The organism is Burkholderia sola, from assembly GCF_905400185.1.
Classification (GTDB): domain Bacteria; phylum Pseudomonadota; class Gammaproteobacteria; order Burkholderiales; family Burkholderiaceae; genus Burkholderia; species Burkholderia sola.
Window position 1 is genome coordinate 206,286 of sequence record NZ_FR989676.1, and the last position, 20,099, is coordinate 226,384.

Annotated in this window: 14 protein-coding genes; 5 read left to right on the forward strand and 9 right to left on the reverse strand. The window is 58.0% G+C overall.

The features are described from left to right. Positions 1-33: 33 nt before the first annotated feature. Entirely contained in the window at positions 34-2,214 is a 2,181-nt protein-coding gene (locus KR541_RS17425; RefSeq protein ID WP_216089677.1) for a T6SS phospholipase effector Tle1-like catalytic domain-containing protein, read from the reverse strand. Continuing rightward, complete coding sequence (locus tag KR541_RS17430) at positions 2,211-2,837, reverse strand: DUF3304 domain-containing protein (RefSeq protein ID WP_216089678.1); 627 nt, start codon at positions 2,835-2,837, stop codon at positions 2,211-2,213. Before KR541_RS17430 ends, KR541_RS17425 begins: the two co-directional genes overlap by 4 nt. 224 nt (positions 2,838-3,061) lie before the next feature. Between KR541_RS17430 and KR541_RS17435 the strand changes: the two genes are divergently transcribed. The 3 genes from KR541_RS17435 (at position 3,062) to KR541_RS17445 (ending at position 6,677) form a co-directional block, all read left to right on the forward strand. Further along, on the forward strand, positions 3,062-3,973 hold the full coding sequence (locus tag KR541_RS17435) for a LysR substrate-binding domain-containing protein (protein WP_216089679.1): 912 nt from the start codon (positions 3,062-3,064) through the stop codon (positions 3,971-3,973). Between the two features lie 132 nt (positions 3,974-4,105). Next, positions 4,106-5,422: an MFS transporter gene (locus KR541_RS17440; protein ID WP_050017850.1), complete on the forward strand. Its 1,317-nt coding sequence runs from the start codon at positions 4,106-4,108 to the stop codon at positions 5,420-5,422. Positions 5,423-5,435: 13 nt separating this feature from the next. Further along, positions 5,436-6,677 (forward strand): metal-dependent hydrolase family protein, encoded by a 1,242-nt coding sequence (locus tag KR541_RS17445; RefSeq protein ID WP_089489713.1) that lies wholly within the window; start codon positions 5,436-5,438, stop codon positions 6,675-6,677. Between the two features lie 200 nt (positions 6,678-6,877). Here the strand turns inward: KR541_RS17445 and KR541_RS17450 are convergent, their stop codons facing one another. Then, positions 6,878-7,231, reverse strand: coding sequence for a hypothetical protein (locus tag KR541_RS17450; protein WP_239468957.1), 354 nt, complete (start codon positions 7,229-7,231; stop codon positions 6,878-6,880). 415 nt (positions 7,232-7,646) lie between these two features. On the opposite strand from KR541_RS17450, the gene KR541_RS17455 reads away from it, so the two are divergent. Together KR541_RS17455 and KR541_RS17460 are read left to right on the forward strand one after the other, a co-directional pair. Further along, complete coding sequence (locus KR541_RS17455; protein WP_216089680.1) at positions 7,647-9,851, forward strand: AAA family ATPase; 2,205 nt, start codon at positions 7,647-7,649, stop codon at positions 9,849-9,851. A gap of 594 nt (positions 9,852-10,445) precedes the next feature. Beyond that, complete coding sequence (locus KR541_RS17460; RefSeq protein WP_204384109.1) at positions 10,446-11,564, forward strand: hypothetical protein; 1,119 nt, start codon at positions 10,446-10,448, stop codon at positions 11,562-11,564. A 405-nt stretch (positions 11,565-11,969) separates the two neighbouring features. On the opposite strand, the gene KR541_RS17465 is transcribed toward KR541_RS17460, so the two are convergent. The 6 genes from KR541_RS17465 to KR541_RS17490 form a co-directional block, all read right to left on the reverse strand. Then, entirely contained in the window at positions 11,970-13,760 is a 1,791-nt protein-coding gene (locus KR541_RS17465) for an ATP-dependent nuclease (RefSeq protein WP_216089681.1), read from the reverse strand. Between the two features lie 493 nt (positions 13,761-14,253). Beyond that, a complete protein-coding gene (locus KR541_RS17470; protein WP_204384107.1) occupies positions 14,254-16,116 on the reverse strand; it encodes a methyl-accepting chemotaxis protein in 1,863 nt (620 codons plus the stop codon). Positions 16,117-16,288: 172 nt separating this feature from the next. Then, positions 16,289-16,960 carry an OmpA/MotB family protein gene (locus KR541_RS17475; RefSeq protein ID WP_204384106.1) on the reverse strand — a complete coding sequence of 224 codons (672 nt, stop codon included), beginning with the start codon at positions 16,958-16,960 and terminating at the stop codon, positions 16,289-16,291. A 70-nt stretch (positions 16,961-17,030) separates the two neighbouring features. Beyond that, positions 17,031-17,795 carry a flagellar motor protein gene (locus tag KR541_RS17480; RefSeq protein WP_089436092.1) on the reverse strand — a complete coding sequence of 255 codons (765 nt, stop codon included), beginning with the start codon at positions 17,793-17,795 and terminating at the stop codon, positions 17,031-17,033. Between the two features lie 13 nt (positions 17,796-17,808). Continuing rightward, positions 17,809-19,056, reverse strand: coding sequence for a Crp/Fnr family transcriptional regulator (locus KR541_RS17485; RefSeq protein WP_204384105.1), 1,248 nt, complete (start codon positions 19,054-19,056; stop codon positions 17,809-17,811). A 238-nt stretch (positions 19,057-19,294) separates the two neighbouring features. Continuing rightward, entirely contained in the window at positions 19,295-19,957 is a 663-nt protein-coding gene (locus tag KR541_RS17490) for a glutathione S-transferase family protein (RefSeq protein ID WP_204384103.1), read from the reverse strand. Between the last annotated feature and the right edge of the window lie 142 nt (positions 19,958-20,099).

Consider the following 20,099-nt stretch of genomic DNA (forward strand, 5'->3'; position numbering starts at 1 on the left):
AATCCTGTTTATCGGCTTGTTTTCCGATCCGCCTCAGGCCCAACCGGCTTGGGTCCTGCCATTACCCAAGTCGAGCTGCGAAGCGTTTGACGCAAGGCCGAGATATGCCTTGCGCTTATCTCCTCCTACAAACACGATTCGCGGGAAACCATACCCGCCGGGCGCGTACTCGTGAAAATACGGCACTCGAAACCAACAGCGACTATCGTGTATATAGTCATCAAATAGAGTGATGGCCCCAACTGGCAACTTGTTCACGGCGTCGGAAGATGTGTGCTGGCGCAGGAATGATTCCACGCCAGGTAATGGTGCAGCCATAACATCGTCCTCTACGCGGTAATTCTGCACAAGAGTCGACCAGACCGTGTTGAGCAGTATTCCGCTATACGCGAGCGTCACGCAGGGGGAATCACTCCCGGGCTGATCATGTTCGACGACAAATGTCGGTGGCACCTTGATCACGTCGCCACCGCGCGTCACTATTGGGCGATGATCCGTGCGCTTCACCTTCCACCGTTCACACTGGTCCGGATACAGGTACCCGAGAAGCAGTCGCATTTCCTCCGCGCCTTGCCGAAGGTCGGTCTGATCGTTGGTCACAACATCGAGCGGTCCCTCCCCTGGACGGGCAGGTTTCGGGTTAGCGACACCAGGATGAGCAATCGCACCGCACAGCTGCTCGTTGCGCCGGTCCATGGCTTCGTTCAGCGCCGTCACCTGTCCCTTTTGCGTGCTCATGTACGACGTATATCCCGCTCCCATCGACAGGGCGTTCGCCTGGAGCAACTGAGATTGCGACCTGAGCTTACTCATGGTCGGATCCTTTTCCGACGCCTTTGAAACCACCTGCTGTACCTTGTGCGGCGTCATCTTGTCTTCGTGCGCGCGTTTGAAGAAAGACTGTCCCGTAACATAGCGCTGCGGATTACCAATGTCTGCGCGCAGCATACGCCACGCCAACATCTGGCCCAATCCGACCTTCAGCGCGCCCTCCACAGTGTTAACGTTCTCGACGGTCTTTCGCCAAGCGTTAAATGCATCGATCACCGACTGGTCGAGAGCAAAGTCGGCGACCAGATCGGCACGTTTACTTATCGCATCGCTATCCATCAGTGGCACACCATACGAGGCGGCCTTAAAATACATATCGTGCAGCGGGATCTGACTAAGCTTGTAGCTGTCGTCCCCAGCTTTCGCTGCAGCTCCTCCTTTACCCTGTTCGCACGGCGCATAGCCGCCACCCACGTCCGAATGGACCCCCGGATAAGCCACCTCGTCACGGATACCGCCGCCGTAGCTGTCCCCGTTACGGATTGAATCAAGCGGAAAACTCATACGCTGCTCGTGCACCGAGAACGCGTGGTAACAGAATCGCACATCCTTAGGAATATCGAGCCGACCGTCGTTAGCAAACGCGAAGTGCCCATCAAACGTGCCAAAGTCCACGGTCGCACGAGTCGAGTCGGGAGGGCCAACGGAGGCAACTGTATCGAAAAGACCGACGAAGTTAACCTTGTAATTCAGCGCATATTTGCCAGTCTGATATCCAATCCGTCCGTCCCGTGCCCATTCATTCATCAGCTTGTTGACGAATACGCGTGCGCATGCCGCCCCCCGCGAGAAACCAATTACGTTGATCCAGATCTGCTTGATCGTCTGGGGATATCGCCCCTCGTCGATCGCCTGCTTGTGAGCGAGACCCAATCGATCGGTGTAGCCAACCAGCGGGAGTTTGTGACCATCGGCCACTTCCGTGCAAACTCTTTGGACGTCGCTATCCGGAATCAGATTTCGCGTCTTGTCCGTAGCAATAGCCCGATATATAGCATTCAGTACTCTTGTGTAGCCCCACACGCAACGACTTCCAAAACCGGATGCCATTGACTTGCCGGAAGTCGAGTATGTCTGCTCACCAATACTCTTGAACGGTGTACCCACACCCGCAATATAGAAGCGAAATATCCCTTCTTCTGATCGGTCCAGTGCCGCGTTATACAGACGCGCAACATTGGAATGTGTGTGAACAAGCGAATCCCGGAACGGATTTGTCTGTTCGTCGTTATTGTTCGTGCCGTCAAAGAACAGCGTGATATGAAGTGTCTGAGGACAAGACATTAGAGCGTCGCACACCAGCGTGCGCCCTTTTCTCAACGCCGTGATACTACCCGCTATGCGCCCGCCCTGAGGCATCGGATCCGCCCATCTGAGGCTCATTTTGCGCCCCCTCCATTCCGGTATAACCGATTCCACTCTCGATCCAAAACCCCGTGCACAATGTACGGATCGGTGTCTGGAGGGCGTATGCCGGGGTCGTTTAAGTCACCTTTCTGACCGTCGGCAACCATGATACGGACCCGGTCATCCGGCAAAAAGACCGCCCATAGACCGCCCATAATTTTTCCGTATTTCGGGATCCGAACGTTTTCCGCCTTGTACCAGTACCCCGGTGTCTTTCCGTCCTGCTTCTTGTCAACCAACCAGCGCACCGTCAGCCTCAGGTCCGGCTGCCATACAGAGGGGATGTCGCTGCAGCACATATCACCGCCACCACCGGACGGCTTGTTGTCTGCTTCAACGGGTAATACGTTGGGGCCACCACCGCTTACCCCCGATCCCTCCGGTCCCTCAAATCCCCACTTATGGATGTACCAAGGGGAGTAGTTCAGGGTCGAGGCGCCAACACCCAGCGTATCGTAGTGCTTCGGCAGGCTCGACAGATCAAGCGGCTGTGCCATAGCGCCAGGATGCTTATCGCATGCCCCGAGGAAAAAAACGGCAGCAAAGGCGACGGCCTGGATCGCACGTCGCCGGAAATGGGAAAGTCGGTCTGTCATCATGGATAAGTCTACGGATTAACGGGGCACCAGGGCCGCTCCGCCCCGGGCTGCCTTAAGCATGCATTCGACACAGATCTTCACGTCGTTCTCGGGTACGTGTCGGTGCTGTTTCGCCCAATCTTCGCATGAGTGAATACGGCGAATCCACAGCGCCCTTCACGGGTTGCGATTTTCGCCGGGCCCACCCGTATCATGGAGGCAGCGCCCCCGACTCCCTGCCCGCCATGCGCATCACGCCCCTGCCGCCTCTTCAGTGCCTCATCGCGTTCGAAGCCGCCGTGCGGCATGCGAGTTTCACGAAAGCCGCCGCCGAACTGCACCTGACCCAAAGCGCGATCAGCCGCCAGATCCAGCAGCTCGAGGAATTCCTCGGCCGCTCGCTGTTCGTGCGCGAACACCGTTCGCTGCGGCTGACGATCGCCGGCGAGCAATACGCGGCCCAAGTCCACCACCTGCTCACGCAATGCGCGCAAGCCACGCACGACGTGATGAAACCGTACGGCGATCTCGAACTGACGATCGCGTGCTCGTCCGGCGTCGCGCTGCTGTGGCTCACGCCGCGGCTACCGGACTTTCGCGCTGCGTATCCGAACATCAAGCTGCGCCTGATCGTGCGCGACGGCCTGGCATCGATGTCGCCCGCGGAATTCGACGTCGGCGTCTACTACGTGCGCCAGCAGGCGCCGGCCGAATACACCGCACGCCGCCTGTTCGACGAAGAAGTGTTCCCCGTCTGCGCGCCGGGCTATCTGGCCGGCCGCACGCTCGATGCGGCCGATCTCGCGAACGAAACGCTGCTGCGCCTCGAAGACGGCCAGCGCCAATGGATGTCGTGGTCCGAATGGTTCGACATGAACGACGTCGACCGGCAGAAGGCGCAGCCGCAGGACATCACGATCAACTCGTATCCGCAGATCGTGCAGATGACGATTCTCGGTCAGGGTGTTTCGCTCGGCTGGCGCTACATGATCGACGCATGCCTCGAAGCCGGGCTGCTCGTGCGCGTGACGGAAGCGTCCGCGAGCCACGGCGGCGGCTATTACGTGATCTCGCCGAACGACCGCGCGCAGAACCAGGCCGCCCGCCTGTTCACGCGCTGGCTGTTCGAACAGGCTGAGCAGCAGACCGCGCCCTGAATGCCCGGAGCGCGACGCATGCGTGCAGCGCATGCAGGCATGCGAATCTTTCGTTTCAGAAAAAAATGCGGCTCTCCTTAGCATGGGATTCATGCGGGGCAGCCGTCCCGTCTTCTGACCAAGGAAGAGACCATGCAAGGAACGCTTTCCCCGCGCGCCGCGCCTTCCGTCGATGCGGCAGTGCAACAGCGCCGCCGCGCCATCGTCGCGACCGTGATCGGCAACGGCCTCGAATGGTTCGACTTCACCGTCTACAGCTTCTTCGCGGTGATCATCGCGAAGCTGTTCTTCCCGACCGGCAACGAACTGACGTCCGTGCTGCTCACCGTCGCGACATTCGGCGTGGGCTTCTTCATGCGGCCGGTGGGCGGCATCGTGCTCGGCGTCTATGCCGACAAGGTCGGACGCAAGGCCGCGCTGTCGCTCACGATCCTGCTGATGGCGGCCGGCACCGCGCTGATCGGCATCGCGCCGACCTACGAACAGGCCGGCATCGCCGCGCCGCTGATGATCGTCGTCGCACGGCTGCTGCAGGGCTTCTCTGCCGGCGGCGAGATGGGCGGCGCCACCGCGTTCCTCACCGAATACGCGCCGCCGGAGAAGCGCGCGTATTACTCGAGCTGGATCCAGTCGAGCATCGGCTTCGCGGTGCTGCTCGGAGCGGCGACCGGCACGTTCGTCACGACGTCGCTCGACACGCAGGCGCTGCATAGCTGGGGCTGGCGGCTGCCGTTCCTGCTCGGGATCATCGTCGGGCCGGTCGGCTACTTCATTCGCAGCCATATCGACGAGACGCCCGCGTTCAGCGCCGTCGAATCGCAGGCGAAGGAAAGCTCGCCGCTGAAGGAAGTGCTGCACACGTATCCGCGCGAGACGTTCGCGAGTTTCTCGATGGTCATCCTGTGGACCGTCTGCACCTACGTGCTGCTGTTCTACATGCCGACCTATTCCGTGCGCACGCTGCATCTGCCGCAATCGACCGGCTTCACGGCCGGCATGGTCGGCGGGCTGATGATCATGTGCTGCTCGCCTATCGTCGGGCGACTCGCCGACGCGTGGGGACGGCGCGTGTTCCTGTCCGGCTCGGCGCTTGGGATCCTCGTGCTCGCGTGGCCGATGTTCTCGTGGATCAACCATGCGCCCGGGTTCGCGTCGCTGATCGTGTTCCAGGCCGTGTTCGGCGTGCTGATCGCCACTTACACCGGGCCCATTCTCGCGGCGTTCGCGGAGCTGTTTCCGACCAAGGTGCTGTCGACCGGGCTATCCGTTGCGTACAACTTCGCGGTGACGATCTTCGGCGGGTTCGCGCCGTTCCTGATCACGTGGCTCATCGCCCGCACCGGCAGCAACATGGCGCCCGCGTTCTACGTGATGCTCGCGGCGGCCGTCAGTTTCGTCGGCACGCGCTTCGTGAAGGATGCGAAGCGTGCGGCCGCAACGACTCGATAAGGATTTTTCTCTCATGACCATTACCGTGCTTCAAGGCGGCAACGTGCTCGACCTCGAACGAGGCGTGTTGCTCGAACATCATCATGTCGTGATCGAAGGCGAGCGGATCGTCGAAGTCACCGATCGGCCGGTGGATTTGCCGAATGCGCAGGTGATCGACGTGCGCGGCAAGACCGTGATGCCGGGGTTCATCGATTGCCATGTGCATGTGCTGGCGTCGAGTGCGAACCTCGGCGCGAATGCGACGCAGCCGAATATTCTCGCGGCGATTCGGTCGCTGCCGATTCTCGATGCGATGTTGTCGCGGGGGTTTACCAGTGTGCGGGATGCGGGGGGCGCGGATTGGAGTTTGATGCAGGCCGTTGAGACAGGGTTGATTCCGGGGCCGCGGATTTTTCCGTCGGGGAAGGCGCTGTCGCAGACTGGTGGGCATGGGGATTTCCGGCCGCGCGGTGATGTGCTGGAGCCCTGCTCCTGCTGTTTTAGGACGGGGGCGATTGCGCGAGTGGTCGATGGCGTCGAAGGCGTGCGGCTCGCCGTGCGTGAGGAGATTCAGAAAGGCGCGACGCAGATCAAGATCATGGCGTCAGGCGGCGTGGCTTCGCCGACCGATCCGATTGCGAACACGCAGTATTCGGAGGACGAGATTCGGGCGATTGTTGACGAGGCCGAGGCTGCGAATACTTATGTGATGGCGCACGCGTATACGGGGCGCGCGATTGCGCGGGCTGTGAGGTGCGGCGTGCGGACGATCGAGCATGGGAATCTTGTGGATGAAGCGGCTGCGGTGCTGATGCATGAGCGGGGGGCGTTCGTGGTGCCGACGCTGGTGACTTATGACGCGTTGGCTAAACATGGGGCGGAGTTTGGGATGCCGGCCGACTCCATCGCGAAGGTGGCTTCCGTGCAGCAGAAAGGACGCGAGTCGCTTGAGATTTATGCGAAGGCCGGCGTGAAGATGGGGTTCGGGTCGGACCTGCTCGGCGAAATGCACGCGTTTCAGTCCGGGGAGTTTCGGATTCGGGCGGAGGTGCTGGGGAATTTGGAAGCGCTCAGGTCGGCGACGACGGTGGCGGCGGAGATTGTGAATATGACCGGGGAGCTTGGGGTCGTTGCGGTTGGGGCGATCGCCGATCTCGTCGTGCTGGATGGGAATCCGCTTGAGGATATCGGGGTCGTGGCTGATGAAGGCGCGAAGGTCGAGTATGTGTTGCAGCGGGGGGCGGTTGTGAAGCGGCGGGCTGGCGGGCGGTGATTTGACGCCATTCTGGTATTTCGGCAGGCGCGGTGCGGCCTCCCTGGCCTTGCGGTCGTGACAGTTGTTGAAGGTCGCTAGAGGTGTGAATCGCGGCGTTCGCGGCCATGGCCGGGGCGGTGTCGCCCCGGCGGCCAGTCGTGTTCATGCAACGCCTGCGTTCCACTCGCTAGAGCCGCATCAAGCGGCCCTTGCAGGTGTTAGAGCGGCGACGGTCCCCGGTCAGGATCGTGGTACGGCTGCTCTCGCAGCGCCAACTGGCTGTAGTCCGGCGTGATCGTGATCGATCGGTCGACGTCGCTGACTCTCAAGTACACGCGGTCGCCGGGCTTGAAGCCGAAGATCTTGAAATTGATATCGATCGCCTTCATCCACGGCAGATACGGCCAGCCTCGTTTGGGAAGGTCCGGGTAGTTGCGAAGGACCAGCTCAAACGTCTTCTGCATGTTGACGGGTTTGTTCTTTCTACGACGTGGCTTAGTATTGGCGTCAGCCATTTCCGACTCCTGTGGCGAGTTGGTGGTGGTCAGCGGGTCGTATGGGTTGCCGCCCATGCGGCCCGCGCTTCTTTGATGCCTCGGGTTTCCCCTTCTTTCTCCCCCTCTTCGCTGGGTCTTGTTGGGCAAGACGGCGTTCTTTCGACCATCGGGGCGGAGAGGGCTGCGGTCAACTTCCGATGGCGAGAAGCAAGGCTTCATGACCAGTGTAGTCGGGCTGGCATCTCAGAATTAGGGAATTGAGGGGATTGGCCGTTAGGTATAGGCGTGCGCAACACAAGATGGATGTTGCGAATTCGTCAGGTTGGATGTTCGCCGAGTCGCTAAAACCGAACGGTGCAGATACGGTTGATCGTTACCGCCCCGAAGCGGTTGCTAGTCGGCAATTGGTAGTGGTAGCGAAGGCAGTGCGGACTGCAGTAAATTGTCGGAAGATGAACGCTGATGAAAAGCCATACTGGAAGGGGAAAGTATGTTTCGACGTATTGAATCCATTGCAAGCGCGGCGGTATGGAGCGGCTACGACGGGCGAACGAGTACCGCGCCAGACTTCGAGCGCTACAACCTGATCTATGGCTGGAACGCATCGGGCAAGACCACCCTTTCTCGTGTCATCGGGTTGTTCAGTGGATCTGGTGGTACGCGACTGCCGTCCAGCGCCCGCGTTCGTGTAAGTGTCGGGACCGAGGTCCTGGACAGCGCGAGAGACCAGGACCGTAGTCGTATCCCGGTACGGATCTTCAATCGCGACTTCATCGACGACAACCTGCAGCGAGATGACTACACACACGCGCCGGCGCTGTTCATCGTTGGCCAAGAGAACATTCGGCTGAGCAACCGTATTGCGTCGTTGGCGCGACGACGGGAACGATTAGCCGCGATGTATCGGACCGTCCAGAAGAAGCAGAGCGACGCCAACGGAACCAGGGAGAAGGCGGCAACCGATCTGGCCCGTGACTGCGGAACGATGCTGGGTATCCGAGATTTCAGGGCCCCAAATCTCAAAGGACTGGCGCAAGGCTTAGCAAACCCGGCCGAACATCTACTCGACGAAACCACACTACAAGCAGCAGTCGCTCAGGCACGTGATCAGAGTGAATTTACGCCATTTCGCAATTTTCCGGTCATGACACTGGCCCAGCCCATCGGGATCAATAATGTTGCCCAGTTGTTGAAGGAGGCGCCCCAGCAGAACGCCATCAAGCGCCTGACCGAGACCCCTGCTCTGAGCGACTGGGTGCGCTCCGGCCTGCGGTTCCATGAGCATACCGCCACCTGTGCCTTTTGCGGAGGCGACGCGACGCAGGCGTTGGGAGCGTACGCCAAGCACTTTTCCGATGAGTATCGCCGCCAGCATGCAGCCATCCAGGCCACGATCGAGCGCTTGGAACAGCCAAGGGCATTGCCAAACTTCCCACATGAGAAAGAGTGGGTGCCCGGCGTACGGGCCAAAGCCCAAGAGGCGCTTCGCCGGCTTGAAGCGTGGAATGTCCGAGAGAGTGAAATACGATCCTATTGGACACGACTGCTTCGCGAGAAGCTGGCGAACATGGAGGCCGTGTTGTCTGTAGAGCCGATTGACGACGAGGCCCCCACGCTGCAGGCTATCCTCGCAGACCTCCTGCAAGCGAAGGATGAACATAACCGAGCATGTGACGAATTGGCAGCCACGCGCCGGAGTGCGGCTGACAAGGTCAAGGCTCAATTCGCGGCCCGCTACCTGCTCGACCCGGGAGCAATGGAAGCGCGCGAAGCACTCAATCAGGCGGACGCACTTTTGGACCGAGTGCAGAAGGTCGGCCAGAAGATCAAGGCGCAATCGGAAGCAGCACTTGCCGAACTACAGCGTAGCTCGGTGGCAGCAAGCCAGATCAATGACCTCCTCAAGCGGCTGCTCGGTCCGAGAATCTCCGTCGAGCAGGCCCAGGACAAGCGGATTCGGTTCATTCGAGAGGGGCAGCCGGCAACCAACATGAGCGACGGAGAGCGCACGGCGATCTCGCTTGCGTACTTCCTCGCCAGCCTAGGGCAGAATGGGCAGCGGCTTGAGGATCAGGTCATTTTCATCGACGATCCGATCTGTAGCCTAGACGCCAACCATATCTATGACGTGGCCTATCTACTCATTGCGAACCTGAAGGCCTGCCGGCAACTCTTCATTTCGACGCATAGCTCGGAATTCTTCAACACCATCAAGCAGGACTGGGCCGACCGCGCAGGGAAGTTCAAGAAAGAGCACGCGGCGTTCCTCGTTCACCGAGAAAGTGACGGCGACAGTCAGCTGCTAGCGCTTCCAGCGCACTTAGCGAAGTTCCGGTCCGACTACCACCACATCTTCTACTGTCTCCGAAAGTTTCAAGTGAGCACCAACCAGGACATCGATGCCTACCTGAGCTGCCCAAACCTGCTTAGGAGGTTTCTAGAAATGTACTTGGGGTTTAGGAGACCCACGCCCAAGCCCTATCTGACCAAGCTGGACATTCTGTTCGACGACGAAGTGGAGCGTGGAGCGGTAGCAAGGTACGTGGACGAGGGGTCGCACAGCGCTTCAACGCTTCGTCTACTGGAGTTCTCGGACTTCCCCGCGATGTCACGGGGAATGGTGGCACGCGTCATGCGAGCGATGGAGCGTGCGGACCCCGATCACTATGCGGTGCTGATTGCGGAAACGACCTAGACGTCCTCAACTGTTCCCGGCCACATGAACGCCTATTCTGTATAGGCCGAGACCTAACCGGTCAGTCAACGTCAGATTAGATCTCACATAATACGCCCGCTCGTTGCATCGACGGGTTGAATCCGCAACCCTTAGCGGCACGTTCAACGTGTGCGGAAACCCATTGGCGGTTTCCAACTTGCTATGACCATTCGATTTAAAAGACGTCAGAACGGCAACGAAGTGTGCTGATCTTGCAAAAACAACCTCGAGGTTGAGTCCGGTTCGTTGCACCGTTTCTATTCGTATCGTCTGATGTAGTAAGCTAACAGCACTGCGAGCGCCGCGGGGTTGGGTCGGGCTTCGGCAATAGGCTTAATTATTGTGTTGGAACATCTAGAAACAATGAACAACATCATTTAGAAAGTACGCAGACAGGAATCACACCTCTCCTTTCTATGCAGCGAGAAGAATCGGTGCAATTGATGTCGTTATTTTTGCGCATACGTTGCGGAGACGTACGCCGCGTTCTTACCTCATTTATAGAATGTATTTTTTACTTTACAGCGCACCCTCGCGTGTTGACGAAAACACCCAAAACAAGGAAAACAAATCATGCTGAACATAAATCCAAGTGGACAAATACAAATGGCAATAGGTCATTTGCGAGATGACGTACCAACCAATATCGAAGAAATTATCAATCGCTACAAGTCAATCGATGGCACATTATTTCACCATATAATAAGCTCGCCGACCTGTCGCTATGAGAAAGGGTATGGTGCCGGAAGAGTTCCTCCGCACATTACGCAAATGAACGCAGAAGAGCGATTTAAAAATATTTTGACGGAAAGATGCATTACCGGCAACCCCAAAAGCTATTTCGTCAACAAGCACGCCAACTCCCTTACTGCCTCGCAAATAGATGATATAAAGTCAGTCAGCTTTGCACTTGCTCCACACTCAAAGGTCGGCGATCACTTCGCCGCACGAGGATCAGAATATGGTATTGTTTTTTACCACGACTTTCTAGAAGAAAATGGGCTGCGCCCAGTTGTATACTTAAACGACCACTCCGATGAAGAGATAGGGCAAATTGTCTACTCATCACCATACCTCGTCGAAACTTATTCAAAAAAATACGACATGCGATGGGAAAATGAATGGAGAATTAAAGGAAAGCTCAAATTCACCCCGGATGATGTGGCATTTCTCATTGTCCCCGACGCCGCGTACATGGCTATTTATGAGTGGATCGAGAGGAATGTGCAAGAGGAGGACTCCTTCGGGTGTGACTACACATTGATCCCATCATCAATATTTTCGGACCCACTTTCGTATATTTATATGGCACCAGTTCTGCAACATCAGTCATGGCATCAAATTAGACTTTACGGCGGCATGCTGATGGATTTTGATGATTTTGAGCCTCCCACGAAGGAGGATCGGGATTACATGAATTCTGATGGCGGAGAGCTTCTAGAGTGCCTTGCAAAAGCCTCATTAATGGAGGTATATGAACAAAAATATGTTCAGCGTTTTTTCAAATTTGTTGGCAGCCTCGATGACAAAACAAAAAATACATCAATGTTTCACAATATTGATAAAATGAAAGAAAACGCAAAAGAACCTTGGGGCAGTGTTCGAGATTTAACCATCCTCGCATATGAGCGGCTTTTCGAGGCGCAAAAAGGGCGTATTACAAAACACTGGTATGAGAGAGATGAAGAATAGTGCGATACGGCGACAGCACACGGCAATCAATGCCCCGTTTTCTTGAAAAAAATTGACTTCGGGCCAGCCATCCTTCAGAAGGATGGTGAACCCGGGCGCACGATCATAACGACATCTGAGGAGCTTGATCCGACTGGGCGCCTGGTAGGAGAGGCTGGCAGCATGCATGCTCGACCTTGAGTCGCTCAAGTCGCTAGCTGCCTGCAAAGGCCGTTTATGGGATGCAGCGACACAGGGATGTCCACGCGACGCTTCGAGCGAAAATCTCTTCATGGCCGAACTGATCTCGTCCTCCTTTTACACCTATTCCACCGAAGTACTTGCACACCTACCCCACTTACCGAACCAACTCATCTCCAGTATCGTCAAGGGCTACCACTCTAGAGCGTTTCCGCAGGGCATTTCTCAATAATTCGATTTTCGAATGAACTCAGCCAGCGACTCAATACGATTGCGTAGATCTAGAATATCCAATGTTATATTACCTGAACAAACCAATCTGGCCACCCTAACCTTATCGACATTTTTTTTCAGAATCGCTTTAGACCGGCCAACACCATCCACATCAATTTTCACCCTCCGATAATAGAGTGCATGATCAAATCGCCCGCCCTTCTCCGCTTTAACATACGATGCACCATACACAGCCCTCACCGCCGCCTGCAACTCATTATGCGGGATATAATTTTCAATCTCCCTGCCTGCCGTAATCCACGAGATCCCGCCATTTTTCTCAAATTCGACCATCAGCCTCTTCTTTGTTGAATTTATTTCATCATCGATCGCCGTTTTATCGCTATCCATCACAAGTACCACATTGCGATTCAATGCCCGCAATGCTATGAAATCCCCCACTTCATCCTCCTTGTCGTCCGCGGCCGACAAATGGCTAAGGAGGCGCCCCCCGTAGAACATTATTGAGTAATGTATCCCCTCGATCAGATCCGGCGCCACCTCCTTCAGCCATCGAGAAATATATATGCGATCTGAAGGACCTTCCACCCACACAACCGAATTCGCCTGAACAAGATCAGACGCCTTATAACCAAGATCGACACATATGGAAAATCTCTCACGATCAAGAACACTCTCTCTAATCGCCGTTTGACCATCCACATTAGAAACATGAAATATAGCCGCATCCTGAGTATCAATAAAACTCGCGGAGTGCGTAGCAATAAAATACTGATTGTCCGTATTTTCCTGAAGATATTTTATCAACTTTCTTTGCAACAAAGGATGCAAGTGAATCTCCGGCTCCTCCATGCAAATAATTGAGCGCTGACTTAATGTGCAAAACGAGGCCAACATAATAACCTCATGAATACCGGTCCCTAGGGATGAAAGTGGAAGGACCTTCCCATCCATGTGCACGAGAATATGTTCTCGCGTATGCGGGATATCGATTCTTGCGTCGTCGACTCCCGTAACCGTTGCCAAAAATCTATTGATATTATCAAACAACTTTCGATCATCAAGGCGATCATGATCGGGACTTTGTATTTCAGCCAATCTTTGAATCAAACCATTCCCACTGTAATCAACCAATTCACCCGGAGTGTATGCCCCTGAGGTCTGCACCTCCCGAATCGCCGGAATTATATATATCTCAGGCAAATTAATATCCTGCAACGAGACAATACGCTTAATTAGCTCATCAATCCAGACATTGACCGCCCCACCCTGTCTATTACAAACGACCGTCCAGATCCATCGCCACGCGTCGTGGCTCATCAGCGGGCGGATTTCCTCGATTTCGTACTCAATATCCAAATTCTCTCCATATGGAAGCTTCGAAGAAAGCCAAACATGATCTGCATCGGCAAGAAATTCGACAATCATATCGAGTATCTTCTCTGCACTTTTCACTTGAGATCGATCCATCAAAGTCATCAACACGGATCGAGAAAACGTTTTTCGTGGAATTCCAATCGCCATAGATGCAGACGCTGCACGCATCCCGCCACTAGAATGCAACTCCAACTTATCGAGTTCAGCAGCTTTTTCAGATTTTCTATATGCACTAGCCAAGCGAATCGGCAAGTAACGATGAATAAACTGCAGCACCGCCGATTTTCCGGAATTGTTTGCACCAATGAAGAAATTGAAATTTCTAAACGGTGCCATTTCCTGAGAAACAGGACCAACTCCGCGATAATTGGCGATCCTCAGGCCATGCAAATAAATATTAGACATATATTTAATTTAGTATGATTTTCAGGACAACAACAAGCAAAAAAACCACCGAAATTTTGACTCCGGTAACGAATACATAAAAGCTGCGGTGCACTCCTTGAGCAAAGTACTACTTTGGCACACCGATCAACTTGGATGGACAATTGTTATCGATTTCTGATCACATGTCGACTGACTGCTCCTACCCGGATGCTGCTCGACGCCCTTGGTTGTTGCCGAACGCGGACAATGATCCGACAACCCGGTATCGGAACAGTGCTTCCTATTGACAATGTCATTTAAGATAAGAATCCGTCGGCGATCCAACCACCTTCGCTCTCACCGCAGCAATGGCGGCTTCAAGCACGATCGTCCCGCCCCAACCCTTCAATCTGGAAATGCGTTTAATTTCTATAAATGCCACCAAATCCCACACTGACAAACAAAAAGGGGCTGCCGTGACCCCACGGCAGCCGCCCTTAGAAACACCCAACCCCAAACCTCAAACTAACCCTTACTCATCCACCTTAAAAGCCGAAACCAGCTTGGTCAATTCCGCCGCCTGCTGCTTCAAACTCTCTGCCGCAGCCGCGCTTTCCTCGACCAAAGCCGCATTCTGCTGCGTCATTTGGTCCAAAGACTGCACTGCATCCCCGATCTGATCGATCCCGGCACTCTGCTCCAGGCTAGCCTCCGCAATCTCGCTCATCATCGCGCTAACGCCCTGAACCTGCGAGACAACGTCGCTCATCACCTTCCCCGCCTCCCTAACGAGCCGCGACCCCGCACCCACCGTCCCCGCGCTATGCTCGATCAGCGACTTAATCTCCTTCGCAGCCTGCGCACTACGCTGCGCCAGATTCCGCACTTCCGAAGCGACAACAGCGAACCCACGCCCCTGCTCCCCCGCCCGCGCCGCCTCCACCGCGGCATTCAACGCCAAAATATTCGTCTGAAACGAGATACTGTCGATCATCACGATGATCTCGGAGATCCGCTGCGATGCATCGCTGATCTGCTCCATCGTCGTCACGACCTCACCCACCACCTGCCCACCGCGCGCCGCCGTATCCGCCGCACCATTGATCATCTTCGCCGCGGTAGTCGCCGTCTCGGTGTTGTTGCGCACCACGGCCGTGATCTCTTCCATCGACGAAGCCGTCCGCTCCAGGTTGCTCGATTGCCCTTCGGTGCGTTCGCTCAGATCCGCATTCCCCGAAGCAATCTGCGCCGAGCCGGTCGCAATCGAAGCCGAAGCCGCACGAATCCGATGAACCAGCGTCGACAACGACGACACGAACCGGTTGAACGCATCCGACAGCTGCCCGATCTCGTCCTCGCTCTCGACCGCCATGCGGCGCGTCAAATCGCCCTGACCGCTGGCGATCTCCGACAGCAGCGTCGCCGCCCGACGAATCGGCGCAGCAATCGCGCGCCCGACCAGCCAGATCACGAGCAACGCAACCCCAAGCCCCACCACCGCTGCAACCAGCGCCGCACTGCGAATCGCACGCGTCACCGGCCCGAGCAGTTCAGCCTCCGGCACCTGAACGACCACATACGCATTCAGCTCCGGAATGAACGACGTCGCGATAAACCGCGCGCCGCCATCACCCTCGTAGCTGAGGTACGCATACGGCTTGCCCGCAAGCAGCGTCGACGACGCCTCGCCCGGCAGCCCCGGCTCATCCTTCAGAAAATGCTTGCCGTCGATCAGCGACGTATCGCGATGCATCATGATCGCGCCGTCGGGGCGCACGAGGTACGCAAACCCGGTCTCGCCGATCCGGTAAGCCGAGATCCCCTTCGCGAGCGCATCGACGGACAGGCTCATGCTCGCCGCGCCGATCGGCACGCCGTCCAGCTCCACGCGGCTGTTGATGAACATCATGTAGCCGCCGACGGTCACCTCGCGATCCATGTTCACGTCGTACGCCTTGCCTGACGACAGGAAGCTGGTCAGCCACTGATCCTTGTCGGTCACCTTCCGCTGCAAGCCGGCTTCGTTGTAGTAGTTGCCGCTCTTCACCGACACCCACTGCACGGACGCGGCCATCTGCTCGTCCTTTACGTTCTTCGCGAGCTGGATCCAGTTGCGCGTGCCGGCATCGGGTTCGCCGTCGGCTTCCCATTGCAGCAGGAACGCGTCGCGCGCGAGAATGCGCGACGCGGCGATCGGGCCGGCCATCTGGCGCTGCACGTCGGCGCGAATGCCGTTCACGGCGGTCGGCAACTCTTCGCGGACGACGCGATCGCGCACCGCGTTGCCGATCAAACGAACGCTGAGCCCGCTCGAAATCGCGACGAACACGAGCAGGCAACTCGTCATGCTGAGAATCAGCTTGTTCTGAATGGAAAGCTTGCGCCAGAAATGCATGGGGAACCCTCGATAACCGCTCGGTCTGAGCCAGATCGGGTTATCGGCAGGCGGGCGCAGAATCGCATCGCTGATTTCAGATAGCGATCATTCGAGATTCGTTATGTTGTTAAAGAGCGGGCATATGCGGCCGCCTATATGCACGCGGAACAACGCAAATACAACGCGCTGGTCAGTAAGCAACGAAGATCGTGACGCGCCGATTGCGCGCCCTTGAAGCCGCATCGTCCCCCGCGACGAGCGGCTGCGTATCGGCCCGCCCGATCGCCGCCAGCCGATGCGGCGCGACACCGCGCTCGGTCAGGTAGCGCACCACACTCCCCGCGCGCGCCGACGAAAGCTCCCAGTTCGATTCGTATTTCGCGTTCGCGATCGGCACGCTATCGGTGTGGCCTTCGACGAGGATGTCGCCGGTTGCATGCGCACTCAATGCCTGCGCGATCTGGTTCAGCACTGGCGACGAATCGGGCAGCAAGCGCGCATCGCCCACGTTGAACAAAATCTTCGCATCGATACCGATCTCGACGCCATGCGGCGCCTTCACCAACGAAATGCGTCCATTCGACTTCAACGAATCGAGCAACGCCAGCCACGGCCGCGCTGGGTCGGACTTGGCGGCATCGACCGCGGCAGTCGCAGCACCACCGGCCTGCCGCGCAAGCGTCTGATACCGCGCATCGAGCGCGTTGTATTTCGCGAGCTGCAGCACATACAGCGCGAGAAACAGCACCATCAACGTCGTGATCAGATCCGCGTACGAAATCAGCCAGCGCCCGGAGTGCGCGCCTTCGAGTTCGTGATCGTCGCGATCGGCAGCGGATGCGCCATCAGTTCGAGCAGTCATGCTGTCGGGAATCCGGGTTCGTCAAACGGTACAGATACAGGCCCAGGCGTAAGCACAAAGCACACGAACATCACGCCAGCGTTTCCGCCGCCCGCCCGCGCACGTCGCCGGTCAACCGCGTCTCGATCGTATGCGGCGACTCCTTGCGCGAAATCGCGAGCAAGCCGTCGAGATACAGCTTGCGAAACCGCATCTCGCTGTCGATCTGCGCGCGCAGCTTGCCGTACAGCGGCAGGAACACGAGGTTCGCGAACGCGAGCCCGTACAGCGTCGCGACGAACGCCATCGCGATGCCCGGTCCGAGCTGCGCCGGCTCCAGAATATGACTCGTCACCTGCACGAGCCCGAGCACCGAGCCGAGAATGCCGAAGGTCGGCGCATAGCCGCCGGCCTGCTGCCACACGCGCACGGCTGCCAAGCGGCTGCGTTCGTACGCATCGAGTTCGCGCTGCAACGCATCTTCAAGCACCGCGGTCGACACGCCGTTCGCCAGCAGTTCGAGCCCGCGGCGCGCGAACGGATGAATCCCGCTCACGTCCATCGATTCGAACGCGAGCAGCCCGTCGAGCTTCGCCCGGTCGCCCCATTCGAGCAGATCGGACAGGTTCTTGCGATCGACCTCGCGCGCCCTCACGAACGCGAGCCGCAGCTGCTTCACCGCGTCGAAGAAGCGCGCCCATGTGTTCTGGATCATCACCGCGCCGAGCGTGCCGCCGAGCACGATCACGAGCGCCTCGAACTGAAACAGCATCGAGAAATGCCCGCCTTCCAGCGCGAACCCAAACACGATCGCCGCGCCGCCCAGCACCACACCGACCAGGGTCAACAGATCCATATGCGCCTCCGTATCACGCGTCAGACGACAATGTCGACGCGACGGACATCGCACCCGCCGCCGGCGCCTTCGCAGCACGTACAGCCTCCAGCACGCGCTGTTCGATGTCCTCGATCTCGACCGGATCGAGCTTGAGTTCGCGGCGCATCACCCACGACACCTCGTTGCGCCGCGCCTCGGTCATCACGGAAAACAGTTTGTCGGCCACCGCGCGATCGTCGAGATTCGCGATCAGTTTCGCGAGGTCGTACGTATCGAACGCGCTGATCACGTCGAACAGCGTGCGCTGGTCGATCCACACGAGATCCTCGAGCGCGCGCACGTCGCCGCCGCGGCGCCCGTTGCGGCGGGAGAAGTACGCAACGCCTTTCTGTTCGACGTAGTTGAGCACCTTCGATTTGCGAAACGCGAACACTTCTTCCGCGATCTCGCCGTTCGACAGCTTGTTGAGCAGCAGCGTCTTGTCGACGCCGATCAGCGATTCGAGATCGGCCAGTTCGATGAGTTCGAGTTCGCTGTTGATCGACACGTCGAGATCGTGATCGGCGACCTGCTGCGCGCGGTCGATCACGCGTGCGGCGTCGAACGTGACGACCTGGCGCGCATCCGACGACGTCGCGTGATCAGTCGCGCCACCAGCGTCGCCCTGCGCGGCTTCGATCGTGACGAGGTTGAGTTTCTCCATGCGCCGCAGCATCGCGAGCACATGCGGCCGCGAGTGGCCGGCAATCGCGCGGCATTTGCGGATCACTTCGGCGAGCGGCACGGAGGTCTCGGCCGCATGCACCTGCATCGGCCGGCGCGCCCATGTGTCGCCCGATTCGCGCGCATCGGCGCCGGCCATCAGCGACAACACGTGCGCATACGACAGCACGCCCGGCATGAAGTCGGCATGCGTATAGGTCGCGAGTTGGTCATCCTTGCGTTTCACGCGGCGGATCATCGTTCGCATGATATGACGCAGCAGTGCGGACACGCGCTCGATTTCTTCATCGAGGATGCCGGCCGGCACGACCGTGAGCTGACAGAACGACAGCGCCTTCGCGGTATGCGCTCGCGGTTCGGCGGCGAGCAGCGCCGATTCGCCGAAGAACTCGCCGCGGCCGAGCGTCGCGACGATCACGCGCTTGTCGTCGCAGCGCGTGGACAGCTCGACCTTGCCGTCGGTAATGAGGAAGATGACGGGCTCGCCCGCGAAGCCCTCCGAGTAAATGATTTCCCCGGGCGCGGCGGTACGCGTCCACGATTGCTGACGATTCACAAGTCGATCCCCCTGCTGCGCTGGTTATTGCGGACTGCGCGTCGCACGTCTGAAGCATGCGATCGCGAGTCATCCCCGTGACTTGTTTACGTCATCGGGCGCAACGCCCTTTAGGACATTCGTGCTCGTTTTGAACCGAAATCAAGGTGAAACGTTTGCGAGTTGCGCACGTCCATCGATCGTTCGTTTCGTCGCGTGCGCCTGTAGTGAAATTGAAAGCGCGCCGCGATCGCGCGCGTCAGAACTCCATGTCGAGTTCGTCGATGTCTTCGTGCTCGGCCTTCGCCGCGTCGATCCACTCGCCAACGAACGGATGCGCAAGCACGCGCATGCAGTACTCGGCGACATCCGGTTCGAGCTTCACGTCGTAGGTCAAAAAGCGCGTGACGACCGGCGCGTACATCGCATCGGCGATGCCGATCTCCGCGCCGAACAGCCAGGGGCCGCCATACTCGGCCAGACACTCGCGCCAGATCGTCACGATCCGCTCGATGTCGTGCTGCGCGCGCGACCAGATCCGGAAGCCGGGGAAATGTCCGCGCAGGTTCATCGGCAGCGCGGATCGCAATGCGCTGAAGCCGGAATGCATCTCGCCGCAGATCGACCGGCAATGCGCGCGTGCGTGGCGCTCGTCGGGCAGCAGCCGCGCCTGCGGGCGGATCTCGTTCAGGTATTCGGCAATCGCGAGCGTGTCCCACACCGCGTTGCCGTCGTGCGTCAGGCACGGCACGAGAATCGATGGCGACAGCAGCAGCAGCTCGGCGCGCGACGTGGCATCGATCGGCACGCTGATCGTCTCGAACGCGAGGCCGCTCAGCTTCGCGAGCAACCAGCCGCGCATCGACCACGACGAGTAATTGCGACTGCTGATGGTCAGCGTCGTTCGTGCGTTGGATTCCATATCACTCCCCTGCAGAATGTCGTTCGTGCCCCTGCACCGTAAACGGACGCGCCCTCGGACCGCGCACCACGCCTGTGCGGTCCGTACGCCGAACTGGCGCAACGTCGCACGGCATCGCCGCACGTGTCGCGCGCCCGACCAG

Excerpts from the sequence above, each read along its gene's own strand:
- KR541_RS17425 (WP_216089677.1), bottom strand. The coding sequence starts at position 2,214 with ATGAGCCTCAGATGGGCGGATCCGATGCCTCAGGGCGGGCGCATAGCG.
- KR541_RS17430 (WP_216089678.1), bottom strand. The coding sequence starts at position 2,837 with ATGATGACAGACCGACTTTCCCATTTCCGGCGACGTGCGATCCAGGCC.
- KR541_RS17435 (WP_216089679.1), top strand. The coding sequence starts at position 3,062 with ATGCGCATCACGCCCCTGCCGCCTCTTCAGTGCCTCATCGCGTTCGAA.
- KR541_RS17440 (WP_050017850.1), top strand. The coding sequence starts at position 4,106 with ATGCAAGGAACGCTTTCCCCGCGCGCCGCGCCTTCCGTCGATGCGGCA.
- KR541_RS17445 (WP_089489713.1), top strand. The coding sequence starts at position 5,436 with ATGACCATTACCGTGCTTCAAGGCGGCAACGTGCTCGACCTCGAACGA.
- KR541_RS17450 (WP_239468957.1), bottom strand. The coding sequence starts at position 7,231 with ATGGGCGGCAACCCATACGACCCGCTGACCACCACCAACTCGCCACAG.
- KR541_RS17455 (WP_216089680.1), top strand. The coding sequence starts at position 7,647 with ATGTTTCGACGTATTGAATCCATTGCAAGCGCGGCGGTATGGAGCGGC.
- KR541_RS17460 (WP_204384109.1), top strand. The coding sequence starts at position 10,446 with ATGCTGAACATAAATCCAAGTGGACAAATACAAATGGCAATAGGTCAT.
- KR541_RS17465 (WP_216089681.1), bottom strand. The coding sequence starts at position 13,760 with ATGTCTAATATTTATTTGCATGGCCTGAGGATCGCCAATTATCGCGGA.
- KR541_RS17470 (WP_204384107.1), bottom strand. The coding sequence starts at position 16,116 with ATGCATTTCTGGCGCAAGCTTTCCATTCAGAACAAGCTGATTCTCAGC.
- KR541_RS17475 (WP_204384106.1), bottom strand. The coding sequence starts at position 16,960 with ATGACTGCTCGAACTGATGGCGCATCCGCTGCCGATCGCGACGATCAC.
- KR541_RS17480 (WP_089436092.1), bottom strand. The coding sequence starts at position 17,795 with ATGGATCTGTTGACCCTGGTCGGTGTGGTGCTGGGCGGCGCGGCGATC.
- KR541_RS17490 (WP_204384103.1), bottom strand. The coding sequence starts at position 19,957 with ATGGAATCCAACGCACGAACGACGCTGACCATCAGCAGTCGCAATTAC.